The organism is Lysinibacillus sp. VIII_CA (genome assembly GCF_049943995.1).
In the GTDB taxonomy this organism is placed as follows: domain Bacteria; phylum Bacillota; class Bacilli; order Bacillales_A; family Planococcaceae; genus Lysinibacillus; species Lysinibacillus pinottii.
The window spans coordinates 59,926-72,084 of record NZ_JBNFXM010000008.1; the positions used below are offsets into that span (position 1 = coordinate 59,926).

Here is a 12,159-nt window from a genome sequence, read left to right on the forward strand (position 1 = left end):
AATGCCTTACTGTCTTTAGTTTGAAATTATTTAGAGATAGAAACTCCCTCTTTTTTCTTCACAATAAACTCGTCATTTACATAATCAATGATAACATGATTACCCTTCTCCACATTACCCTTTAATAATTCTTCTGATAATCGGTCTTCCACTTGTTTTTGTAATGCTCGACGTAGTGGACGTGCACCGTATTGAGGGTCGTAGCCCTCCTGAGCAATTTTTTCAAGCGCTGCATCTGTTAATTCTAATGAAATATCCTGTTCTTTCAACCGCTTTGTTAGAGCGTTCCCCATCATCGCAATGATTTCTTTTAAATGCTCTTTTTCTAATGAATGGAACACAATCATTTCATCAATACGGTTTAAGAATTCTGGACGGAATGCTTTTTTCAATTCTTCGAGCATCGTACTCTTCATATCTTTATGTTTAGAATCTGCACCACCTACGTTAAAACCAAGGCTTTTTTGATATTTAAGAGCATCCGCGCCGACGTTAGAAGTCATTATCACTACTGTGTTGCGGAAGTCTACTACACGCCCCTTAGAGTCCGTTAATCGACCATCTTCAAGAACTTGCAGGAGAATATTGAAAACATCAGGGTGTGCTTTTTCAATTTCATCTAGTAATACAACAGAATATGGTTTACGACGAACCTTTTCAGTCAATTGACCACCATCATCAAAGCCTACGTAGCCTGGAGGTGAACCTACTAAACGAGAAGTTGAATGTTTCTCCATGTACTCAGACATATCGACACGAATCATAGCATCTTCGTCACCAAACATCACTTCAGCAAGTGCTCTTGCAAGCTCCGTTTTACCAACACCAGTAGGACCTAAGAAAATAAATGAACCGATTGGTCGTTTTGGATCTTTGAGGCCCGCTCTTGCACGACGGATCGCACGGGAAATGGCTTCTACTGCTTCCCCTTGCCCAACCACACGTTTGTGTAGCTCTTCTTCAAGTTGTAATAATTTTGAAGATTCTTCAGAAGCAATTTTAGCTACAGGAATTCCTGTCCACATTGATACAACTGCTGCAACATCATCTACTGTTACTTTGGACTCGGCTTTACCTTGCTCTTCTTTCCAATTTTTTCTTGTAGCTTCAATCTCATCTTTAAGCTTTTGCTCCGTATCTCTTAACGCAGCAGCCTTTTCAAACTCTTGACCTGATACAGCAGCATTCTTTTCAGAGCGAACATTTTCAAGCTTATCTTCAAGTGCCTTTAAGTTTGGTGGCACTGCGAATGAACGTAAGCGAACCTTTGATCCTGCTTCATCAATCAGGTCAATTGCTTTATCTGGTAAGAAGCGGTCAGAAATATATCGATCACCCATTTTTGCCGCTGCTTCAATTGCTTCATCTGTAATTTTCACTCGGTGATGTGCTTCATAGCGATCTCGTAAGCCTTGAATAATGAGAATTGCTTCTTCCACCGTTGGTTCATCCACTTGGATCGGTTGGAAACGACGCTCTAATGCTGCATCTTTTTCAATATATTTACGATATTCATCAAGCGTTGTCGCACCGATACATTGCAGCTCACCACGCGCTAAGGATGGTTTTAAAATATTTGATGCGTCAATTGCACCTTCTGCACCACCTGCACCGATTAAAGTGTGTAATTCATCAATAAATAAAATGATATTTCCGGCTTGGCGGATTTCATCCATTACTTTTTTCAAACGGTCCTCAAATTCCCCACGATATTTTGTGCCTGCAACGACAGTTCCCATATCTAGTGTCATCACACGTTTGTCTCGAAGAATTTCTGGTACTTCATTATTAATAATTTGCTGTGCTAACCCTTCAGCAATTGCTGTTTTACCAACACCTGGCTCACCAATTAAAACAGGGTTATTTTTTGTACGACGCGATAACACTTCGATAACACGTGTAATTTCCTTGCTTCGACCAATCACAGGATCTAACGTGCCTTCACGGGCAATTTGAGTTAAATCACGGGCTAAACTATCTAATGTAGGGGTATTCGCAGCTTGTGCCGCTTGTTGACCTGATTGCGCATTATCATTATTCCCTAATAACAATAATACTTGCTGACGTGCTTTATTTAAGCCCACACCTGCATTGTTTAAGACGCGAGCTGCTACACCTTCACCTTCACGTATAAGGGCTAACAGCAAATGCTCTGTACCGATATACGAATGGCCTAATTTACGAGATTCATCAACCGATAGTTCAATTACTTTTTTCGCTCGTGGCGTATAGTGAACGATTGGACCAACATCTTCTTTACCTTTACCAACTAATTCTTCAATACCAGCTTCAATCATTTGAGGACTAATATCAATAGCTTCTAACGCTTTTGCAGCAATACCGCCGCCTTCACGTATAAGCCCTAATAAAATGTGCTCTGTGCCAATGGATTCGTGCTTCCAACGAATAGCCTCTTCCTGAGCAAGCTGTAATACTTTTTGCGCGCGTTGTGTAAAACGATTAAACATCATATAAATCCTCTCCTTTTTCCCCATTATTAGGCTTATTCGTGTGTGTTTGAATTAATGCCTCACGAAGCATTTCTGCTCGTACACGATCACGTTCAGCAGGCGGTAATGCCTCACCTGCATAATGCTGTAAAAAACCTGGTTGCATACTGACGACGCACTCATTTAAAGTTGTTGCGAGTATACCGTCAATCAACTGTAGGTCGACTCCTAAACGAACATTCGAAAGACAGGTAGCCGCTTCCTCACTTGTTAAAATTCTTGCATAAGTAAGGGTACCTAAAGCTCGATAAACTCGATCTTCTAAAGCAAGCTCAGCTTTTTCCATCAGCCTACCTCTCGCATGCCGTTCCTTTTGTATAATTTTTTCAGCAACACTTTGTATATCTGCTAAAATATCTTCTTCTGTCTTTCCAAGTGTAATTTGGTTAGACACTTGATAAACGTTCCCTAAATTTTCGCTTCCTTCACCATATATACCTCTTACCGTCATGCCTAAGCGTGTCATCGCATTTATAATTTGATTCATCTGTCCGGTTAACGTAAGAGCAGGTAGATGCATCATCACAGATGCCCGAAGCCCAGTACCAATATTCGTAGGACAGCTTGTTAAATAGCCAAAGGTATCTCGAAATGCATAAGGTAAGACCTTCTCTAGAATACGGTCAATCTTATTCGCTTGTTCATAGGCATTTTGAAGCTGAAAACTCGCGGTCATACATTGAATGCGCAAGTGATCCTCTTCATTCACCATAATACTCACCGATTCATCTTGTGACAGAAGCACAGAGCCCACCTGCTCTTTTTTTGCAAGCTGCGGACTAATCAAATGCTTTTCTACAAGAATTTGACGTTGTAAAGGTGTTAAATCATTGATAGAAAAATAAGCATAATCATTTTGAAGCGTTGGACTATCGCTTACTGCATGTGTAACTGCCTGTTCCACCTGTAAAGCCTCGTTCTCTGAAAACGATAATGGAAAACGATATCCATCTAAATTTCGAGCAAGGCGAATACGTGTACTAATGACAATGTCAGAATAATCGTCTTCAATACGCATCCAAGTAGGTGTAGCACGCTCTAAAAACGATTCAATCATCATGACACATCACCACCTTCAAATTGTAGCTGCTTCTCAAGCTCTTTGACTTCATCACGAAGCTTTGCTGCCTCTTCGAATTGTTCTTCATCTACAGCGAACTTCATGCGTTTACGGATTTCCTCAATTTGCTTTTTAATGACATACACATTGCTATGGGCACCTGGCATTTTACCAATATGTTGGGGACCAGCCTGTATCCGATTAAAGAGCTTAGGTAAATGTTCGCTAAAAGTGTCATAACAGCTTGGGCAACCAAACTTACCTTCTTTCAAAAATTGCTTATACGTAAATTCACATTGTGGACACGTTTGCTGTTGTGGCTGTGTTTGTTGTTTTTCCCCCACCTTTTGCCATGTAGGTGAGCCAAACCAGTTAGATAATAACTGTTGTATAGAAACTGGCTCTTGTTTAAACTCTGCATGAAATGGATGGAACTGTGAGGCGCAGACGTCACAATAATGGTGCTCCACCTTTTGCCCATTTTGAACTTGTGTTACAGTAACTGTCGCATTACGTTGTTTACAATGTTCACATATCATTTCCATCACCTCACTATTTCTGCTGCTCGTATTTTATAGTTGTCAGCATCGCCCGCAATATTTTTGCTCGAATTATATCTCTTAAAGGAAGATGTAAGTCGATTGTTGAGCGATCAATTGCTGCTAACATTAACTTCGCTTCTCGCTTTGAAATTACCTGCTCGTCGATGAGTCGATACACTAAATCTTCTGCCATCGTTTGCGATGCTCCACCTTCAATATGCCGGAGAACATCGTCAATTAAATCAATCTGTGAATTCGCGCGGACACGTAAAATTCGAATGTATCCACCACCACCACGCTTGCTCTCTACAAGGTAACCTCGCTCGGCAGTAAATCTTGTATTAATGACATAATTTATTTGTGACGGAACACATTGAAATTTATCTGCAATTTCACTACGTTTTATTTCAATATGCCCTTCCCCACCTAATTCAAGTACTTGCTTTAAGTAACCTTCTATGATGTCTGATATATTACGCATTTTAGGAATACACCTCGCTTGCTTCACTGACTTTGACTATCTTTGACTTTCTTTGAGTATATTATACAAAACGCTTGAAAATAATTGCAATGATTTCGCCCAGAGAAAAATGAAATGCCTTAAAAAGTATATTCAAGCGTAGAAAATAGCACTTATTAATTAATGGCTATCGAGCACACTTATTTGCTTCCTACACCTAATGTACCCTTTTTATCCATAGAAAAAACGCAAGCATATGCAACTAGCATATACTTGCGTCTATAAAAATTATACCCAACGACCTACAATTGGATAACGCCAAGGCTCATCAGTTAATGCTTTGACGATACCGATAATTGGTACTACAAATAGCATAATACCGAAAACGATTAAAAATGGAATGCCAATGATGAAAAAGCTTAAGACTCCAGAGACAGCAAGTAAAACCGCCATGACAAGTTGGAAAAGTATTGCTTGGATAGAAATTGCCTTCACTTCCTCATCCGTACTAATTAAAAAGAAGATTATGGGAACTAACCATGGCGCAAAAAACGAACTTGCGTGTATGATTACTTTAGACCATTTACTCTCCATATATATCAACCCTTTCTTTATGCGTTGTCTATCGTTTTATGTACTACTATTTACGGAACTATACCCGTAATAGTTTCAATTTAAAGTGAGTTTTTTAAAATTTTTTTTGAAAGGTCGTGATGAGAAATGGAATTTAACCACACATTAGCAAATGAATATGAAAAGGGGATTCGCCGTACTCTACCAAGCTATGATGCAATGCTTCGTTTAATACAAACTTTTTATCGTTCTACATTACAGGAGCAAGCTGATATGTTGATTGTTGGTGCAGGCAGTGGCAATGAAATATTACAGCTAGCAGATGGAAGACCGCATTGGTCATTTACGGGTATTGATCCGTCAGAATCTATGCTCGATATAGCAAGGGAGCGTCTCCAATCGTTACCCAATGATCTGTCATTCTACCGTGGGACATTGCTGGATACACAGCTACCAGCCACCACATTCGATGCAGCTAGTTGTGTACTCGTCCTTCATTTTATTCAAGGTTATGAAGAAAAGCTGTCAACTTTGAAAGAAATTTACAACCATTTAAAGCCAGGGGCACCTTTTACTCTTGTTTCAAAATACGGTCAACCTGGTACGATTGAAACGGAACTACAATTCGATTTATGGCGTTCCTACTGGCTTCAACATACAAAACTTTCTACATCCGATGTTGCAGAAATGGAAAATTCCATCCGTGCTCTGTCATTTATGCCTGAGAAAGAAATATTAACATTATTACAAGAAGCAGGTTTTATAAAACCTTCTAGATTTTTTGCCACTACTTTGTTTGGTGGATGGGTATGCTTTAAAAAGGAAGAACATTAAATATATATATTGTAGTAAATACTTTGAGGTGAAAGCTGTGATAAGCACCATTGGCATTACAAAAAAACAAAAATTACTAAAGGATTTCCCTTTGGAATCCATACATCAACAAGAATTCGAGTGGTACTGGATTGATTTTAATTGTCCAACTGCTGAGGAAGAATCTTTGCTAGATTCATTTTTTCATTTCCACCCACTAGCTATTGAAGATTGCTTGATGCGATTACAACGTCCAAAACTCGATTTTTATGACGATTTTCATTTTTTCGTCATTCATCGATTAAACGAGCTGTCATTAGCTGCAGAGGAGGTAAATATTTTTACCTCTAATAAGTATATAGTGACATTTCATAAGAACCCAGTTCCTGAAATAGAAAAGGTACAAAAGTTGTTAGAAAGCCAGCCAAAAAACTGGGAGCGTGGCACGGTTTACTTAACCTACCAAACCATTGATAAAATTGTTGATAGCTATTTCCCACTTGTTTATAAAATTGAAGATCATTTAAATGCACTTGAAGGCGAACTTACATACCAAAGCAACGTAAATGCCATGAAGATTGTCTTCGAGTTTCGTAGTGATTTGCTCGATTTAAGGCGTGCCATTTTACCGATGAGAGACCTTTTATATCGAGTACTTAATTCTTACCGTTTTTCATTGAACAAATCTGAAAGAGCTTATTTTGGAGATATTTACGACCATCTTCTAAAACTAACTGAAATGGTTGAATCAAATCGAGAGCTGACGGCAGATATGCGAGATAGTTATATGGCTATGAGCTCAAGCCGAATGAATGGCATTATGATGACTTTAACAATCGTCTCAACCATCTTCATTCCACTGACCTTTATTGCTGGAGTTTATGGGATGAACTTTGACAATATGCCTGAGCTACATGGACAATACAGCTATTTTATTGTCCTCGGCATTATGATTATTGTTGTCATCGCTATGCTTACCATCTTTAAACATAAAGGCTGGTTTAAATTATTTAAGCCCTAATCCATAAAAGCTGCTCGTTTAACAATCAAAACGAGCAGCTTCAGTTATTACTATTAATAAGGACCGCGGTCGTCAATTTTATTTTCACCCTGCTGTGGGAATAAAAAGTATGCTAAAACCCCTGATCCTAAAGCAGCGCAAATTGTAATTAACAGCTGTTCAACAGCTGGTACTTCCGCATAATAGTTTCGTAGCATATAAACGGAACCTATTGCAACAATGACCATGACTGGAATAACGAATTTAAAGCGTTTTTTCTCCATATTAGTACCTCCTATTTATTTTCACGTTCAGTTTTATTCTCCTTAAACAGTTCGTATTTTACAGGTTTCCCACTTTAAATTCAAATTTACTCTGCTGCACTAACAGAACTGCCAAGAAAGTAAAAAAATAAAGAAATAACCAAATTTTTAACCAAATATTCAGCAAATAATAGTAAAATAGATTTAATACCAATTGTTTATCAAATTTACAGACCTAACAAATTCAGAAGTTCATTTTACTCACAATTATTATGGATATTAAGAATGGAGCAAACAATAATGAGTTGGTTTTCAAAAAACAGCAGTTCTAGCTACTCAATTACATTAACACCTGAAAATTTTAAGGGCCATGTACAATTAGATGTTTTAAATCATCCAAATCTTCAAAAGCAATTACAGCTTTTAAATTTAACAATTGAGGATTTAGCCATAATTAAGCAACTACAACCGTTAGCTAAGGATTTAATACCTGCAATGGTGGAGCAATTTTATGCAGCCATTAGTTTGAGCCAAGATTTAATAGATATTATTAATAGAACCTCGCATATAGATCGTTTAAAAATTACGTTACATAAGCATTTAAGCGATATTTTTGAAAGTCATATTAATGACGCCTATATCGCTGAAAGAAAAGCAATTGCTGAAGCCCATGTACGAATTGGCTTACAATCAAAATGGTATATAGCATCCTTTCAATCACTTACCTCAACGTTCACAAATTTTGTGAATGAAGTGGACATCTCAAAAAATGATGCCATTCGAGCCATTAATGCATTTTGCAAAATCATTAATTTTGAGCAACAGCTTGTGATCGAGGCTTACGAAAAAGAGGAAGACCGTATCCGAACAGCCGCTGACCAAACGAAAAACGCTCTTGTTACGACAATTCAAAGTACAGCAGAGGAACTTAACGCTATTAGTGAAGAGACAGCTGCATCATTGTTAGTAATTTCCTCACAAACGGATGATATCGCAGAGGCAACAAAGCAGGGATTAAGCTTCGTTGCAGATACGCAGGAAAAATCAAGACGTGGGCAACATCAACTGCAAGAGCAAAATGATTTAATCCAAGTTATTTTACAAAGTGTCAACAGCCTTGAGGTGACTATGAATCAATTACGTACCTCCTCTCAAAAAATTTCCGAGATTGTAGGACTTGTCACGGGCATAGCTGACCAAACAAATTTATTAGCTTTAAATGCGTCTATTGAGGCAGCTCGAGCTGGGGAACACGGGAAAGGCTTCGCGGTAGTGGCAGAGGAAGTGCGAAAGCTTGCTGAAGAAACAAAAAATGCTGTCCAAAATGTGTCGCATCTCATTAAAGAAACTGAAAGTAATATTTCAACGATGGCAAATTCAGTTATTAATGTTGACCAAAAAATTCAACATAGCGTCAATACGCAAGAAAACTTATCTAAATCATTTAATGATATTGCTGATGCCGTATCTGGCATTCAACAGCAGTATGTTCATACATCTAGAGATATTTCAGCCATTTCTAATTTAATTACTGAATTATCACAAGGGGCTACACTTGTTTCCTCTTCTTCTGACTCACTCATTAATGTAGTCAATGAACTAAATAGGTAATATAACAAAGGGAGCCGCACCGCTTTAGGTGAAGCTCCCTTTTTCCTCAATGTGGCAATGCACGTTTTTGTTTACGATGCTCACGTCTTGCGGGCCCTGTTTCAAATAAACGTTTTTCCTCATCTGTTTCAGGATAAATTGCAGGTACGGGTACTGGTTTTCCTTCTTCATTTACCGCCACCATTGTTACAAATGATTCTGTCGTTAATTTTTCCTCACCAGTTTCAATATTGCGAGAAACAACACGAACATAAACCTCCATTGAAGAACGTCCTGTAGAGGAAACTATACTTTCAATTTCAAGAATATCTCCTACATGGGCAGCCGATAAAAAATCAACTGAGTCTATTGAAGCTGTGACTACAAGTCCCTTCGCATGTTTCATTGCTGTAATAGCAGCAATTTCATCAATATAAGCTAACACTCTTCCACCGAAAATAGAATTGTGATTGTTTGTGTCTGGAGGTAATACGAGACGCGATTGAACCGTACGTGATTGGCTCATGGGTACAGCATTGTTTGTCATATTCCTTGTAACTTCCCTTCATGTATGTTCTTTCGTCATCGTATCGTAGAAAAAGAGCTTATGCAAATCTAGAACGATTTTTTCATCGTAATAAATTTCATATCTGTCATTTCCTCAATGGCCCATTTAATTCCTTCTCTTCCATACCCACTCATCTTCACACCGCCATATGGCATATTATCTACTCGGAATGTCGGAACATCATTAATAATGACAGCACCCGCCTGTAATTCGTCGGCTGCATATAAGGCATCTGGCAATACATTCGTGTAAATACCTGCATTTAAGCCAAGGTCCGACTCATTTACAAGTCGAATTGCGTCATCTAATGTTTCATATGAAACAATTGAGACGATTGGCGCGAATGTTTCCTGACAAACGATTTTCATATCAGCTGTCACATTGGTCATAACAGTGGGCGTTAACGTTCGTTCTGTAAATACTCCTCCAGTTGCAATGACTGCTCCTTGTGCCTGTGCTTCTTCAATCCACTCTTTAATTCGTCCAACCTCATTCGGATTGATCATAGCACCTACATCTGTATTTTTATCTAAAGGATCTCCTACTACTAGCTTCTCAGTTTCCGCAACAAATGCCTCTGTGAATTCATCAATAATAGAAGAATGTACATAAATGCGTTGTAACGAAATACATACTTGTCCAGCAAAGTTAAAAGCACCGCTCACACAGCGACTTATAATTTTATTAAAAGGTGTCGATGGTTCGACGATAACTGCTGCATTAGAACCAAGCTCTAACGTTACTTTACGTAAGCCAATCTTTTCTTTAATACCTAATCCAACTTTTCCACTACCCGTAAACGTCACCTTTTTGACGTGAGGATGTGTAACCAAAGTATCGCTAAGCTCACCACCACTTCCTGTCACAATTTGCAACGCACCATCTGGCAAACCCGCTTCACGGAAAATCTCTGCCATAACAAGGGAACTTAATGGTGTTTGGGTTGCTGGTTTTAAAACAACTGTATTACCTACTGCAAATGCTGGGCCTAATTTATGGGCCACTAAATTAAACGGGAAATTAAACGGCGTAATAGCGGAAATTACCCCCAACGGTTCCCTTTTTGTCCAACCTATACGATCTCCTGCTCCAGGTGCCGCATCCATCGGTACCGTTTCACCTTTAGGCTGTTTGGCACCCTCTGCTGCAAATTGATAGGTGGCAATTGTACGATCAATCTCCGCTAACCCTGCTGTCAAAGGCTTTCCTGCCTCTAATGCTAAAATCTCTGCAAACTCTTCTTTTCGTTGTCGCATTAAATCGACGACTTTATATAAAATTTCGGCACGCTCGTAGGCTGTCGTCTTTTTAAACGAATGGAATGCTTGCTGTGCACCATCGATTGCTCTCTCCACATCTTGTATAGATGCTTTTGCCACTCGGGCAATCGCCTCACCACTATATGGTGATTTTAGCTCATAGCTTTCCTTCGCATCTTGCCATTGGCCGTTAATCCACAGTTTTGTTTCCTTCATCCTTCAAATGCACCTCCAAATAATTGTTCTCCCCCATTCTATCACGAAGAGCTTGAACTAGATGCAATGGCGGCTGCACTAACTGCTGCTATCATTGCAGCATGCTGAGCTTGAATTAATAATTCAATAGATGACATAATCGTCATAGACAGTGATTTTTGTACTTTCGCCATATGATAAATAATGATTTGCACAGCCATAAAGAGAACAAATTCACGATGCCATTTTAATAATTTTAAATCCTTTAATTCATGATATAAATGTATAACTTCTTGCAATTGATGATGAGTAAGATCTAGCAAGGCTAAAAACCCAAGTAAAGGATAATGCATGGCCTGTACTTTGACATCTTGTTTTTTTAGTGCATCTCGAATGGTCACGACATTGGGCACTAGTTGACGATCAAATTGTGGAGATAGGAAGGTTAATACTTGCGACAGCCATTGAAGCTCATTTCCTGCATGAAAATTATATGTTCGTAATTCTTTATAATAGCGATTCATTGTTTCTGCACGTATTTCCACATCATCAGATGGATTACTTAGTAACACAGCGTATGGAATATCTTCATAGGATGTTAAAAATGGGTGATGTTTACGAATGGCTTCAAATAAAGCTCTAGCTGCATGTGCATGCGCGATTTTATCCTTTTCATTCTCTGTCAAAAACTGAGCCGCAATATAACTAAAGTTACCGCTTCTAAATTTCGCTTCCTTTAGTGCATTCACATTCGTTAATAGATTTTTTACTGCGTTTTCAGGATCCTCCTGCTTCATTAAATTAGCAGCTATGCTATAGCCTACCGTAGTTCTTAAAGGAGACATCCAGGAAGATTGCTTCTTCATTTCCTGTAAAATATTCTTGTATTGGACAGCATCAAAAGTTTTTCCCGAGGCCACGAATGTACTAGCTATTGCTAAAACAATCTTACGATCCACTGTCCACCCCGCAGCCTTCGATACATCCTCTACCGTATTTGTAAATTTATTTTCTATCATCACATAATCCATATTTAGCACGCTCCTTTACCCATTTTACGTTACATGATGCGAGAAAGATTCATCCCGCTTGTAACAATTAACATAAAAAGTAAACTTAATTTAATATATGTTACTCTATTTTTTTGTTTTAATAGGAAATATTAAACATATAAGAAAGGAGGAAAAACTGTTGATAGCAAAAACCACTCGGAAATTAATATTTACAGTAACCTTAAAAGAACGTTTACAGCTATTTTTATTTTTACGAAATTCATCTAATAATATAGCTTTACATACCCTTTTTTCTAAAAATTAATACGAAAAA

The 12,159-nt window shown here is 38.3% G+C and carries 12 protein-coding genes and 1 pseudogene; 4 read left to right on the plus strand and 9 right to left on the minus strand.

The genetic code is table 11. The annotated features are described in order from the left end of the window. Nucleotides 1-26 precede the first annotated feature (26 nt). From ACP3VS_RS12750 to ACP3VS_RS12770, 5 genes are all read right to left on the minus strand, one after another. Nucleotides 27-2,471, minus strand: a complete 2,445-nt coding sequence (locus ACP3VS_RS12750) for an ATP-dependent Clp protease ATP-binding subunit (protein ID WP_031416732.1) — start codon at nt 2,469-2,471, stop codon at nt 27-29. Continuing rightward, nucleotides 2,461-3,570 carry a protein arginine kinase gene (locus tag ACP3VS_RS12755; protein WP_012296095.1) on the minus strand — a complete coding sequence of 370 codons (1,110 nt, stop codon included), beginning with the start codon at nt 3,568-3,570 and terminating at the stop codon, nt 2,461-2,463. The genes ACP3VS_RS12750 and ACP3VS_RS12755 overlap by 11 nt, the downstream gene beginning before the upstream one ends. Beyond that, complete coding sequence (locus ACP3VS_RS12760) at nt 3,567-4,109, minus strand: UvrB/UvrC motif-containing protein (RefSeq protein ID WP_031416733.1); 543 nt, start codon at nt 4,107-4,109, stop codon at nt 3,567-3,569. Before ACP3VS_RS12760 ends, ACP3VS_RS12755 begins: the two co-directional genes overlap by 4 nt. A gap of 13 nt (nt 4,110-4,122) precedes the next feature. Beyond that, a complete protein-coding gene (locus tag ACP3VS_RS12765; protein WP_031416734.1) occupies nt 4,123-4,593 on the minus strand; it encodes a CtsR family transcriptional regulator in 471 nt (156 codons plus the stop codon). A 267-nt stretch (nt 4,594-4,860) separates the two neighbouring features. Then, entirely contained in the window at nt 4,861-5,166 is a 306-nt protein-coding gene (locus tag ACP3VS_RS12770) for a DUF4870 domain-containing protein (protein ID WP_031416735.1), read from the minus strand. 126 nt (nt 5,167-5,292) lie between these two features. On the opposite strand from ACP3VS_RS12770, the gene ACP3VS_RS12775 reads away from it, so the two are divergent. Together ACP3VS_RS12775 and corA are read left to right on the plus strand one after the other, a co-directional pair. Beyond that, the gene (locus tag ACP3VS_RS12775) at nt 5,293-5,979 is read left to right on the plus strand and encodes a class I SAM-dependent methyltransferase (RefSeq protein WP_036165066.1); all 687 of its coding nucleotides are present in this window, start codon (nt 5,293-5,295) and stop codon (nt 5,977-5,979) included. 37 nt (nt 5,980-6,016) lie between these two features. Further along, on the plus strand, nt 6,017-6,979 hold the full coding sequence (corA, locus tag ACP3VS_RS12780; RefSeq protein ID WP_036165068.1) for a magnesium/cobalt transporter CorA: 963 nt from the start codon (nt 6,017-6,019) through the stop codon (nt 6,977-6,979). Nucleotides 6,980-7,032: 53 nt separating this feature from the next. Here corA and ACP3VS_RS12785 read toward each other — a convergent pair whose 3' ends face one another. Next, nucleotides 7,033-7,242, minus strand: a complete 210-nt coding sequence (locus ACP3VS_RS12785; protein WP_031416738.1) for a hypothetical protein — start codon at nt 7,240-7,242, stop codon at nt 7,033-7,035. A gap of 279 nt (nt 7,243-7,521) precedes the next feature. Between ACP3VS_RS12785 and ACP3VS_RS12790 the strand changes: the two are divergent. After that, nucleotides 7,522-8,067: pseudogene (locus tag ACP3VS_RS12790) on the plus strand (protoglobin domain-containing protein); the annotation flags it as partial. 276 nt (nt 8,068-8,343) lie between these two features. Beyond that, complete coding sequence (locus ACP3VS_RS12795) at nt 8,344-8,832, plus strand: methyl-accepting chemotaxis protein (RefSeq protein ID WP_373561627.1); 489 nt, start codon at nt 8,344-8,346, stop codon at nt 8,830-8,832. A 46-nt stretch (nt 8,833-8,878) separates the two neighbouring features. Here the strand turns inward: ACP3VS_RS12795 and ACP3VS_RS12800 are convergent, their stop codons facing one another. The 3 genes from ACP3VS_RS12800 to ACP3VS_RS12810 form a co-directional block, all read right to left on the minus strand. Further along, nucleotides 8,879-9,358 carry an acyl-CoA thioesterase gene (locus tag ACP3VS_RS12800; protein ID WP_025116473.1) on the minus strand — a complete coding sequence of 160 codons (480 nt, stop codon included), beginning with the start codon at nt 9,356-9,358 and terminating at the stop codon, nt 8,879-8,881. 68 nt (nt 9,359-9,426) lie between these two features. Continuing rightward, nucleotides 9,427-10,854, minus strand: coding sequence for an aldehyde dehydrogenase family protein (locus ACP3VS_RS12805; RefSeq protein WP_012296104.1), 1,428 nt, complete (start codon nt 10,852-10,854; stop codon nt 9,427-9,429). 41 nt (nt 10,855-10,895) lie between these two features. Beyond that, nucleotides 10,896-11,864 carry a DUF4003 family protein gene (locus tag ACP3VS_RS12810; protein WP_197148757.1) on the minus strand — a complete coding sequence of 323 codons (969 nt, stop codon included), beginning with the start codon at nt 11,862-11,864 and terminating at the stop codon, nt 10,896-10,898. Nucleotides 11,865-12,159: the final 295 nt, after the last annotated feature.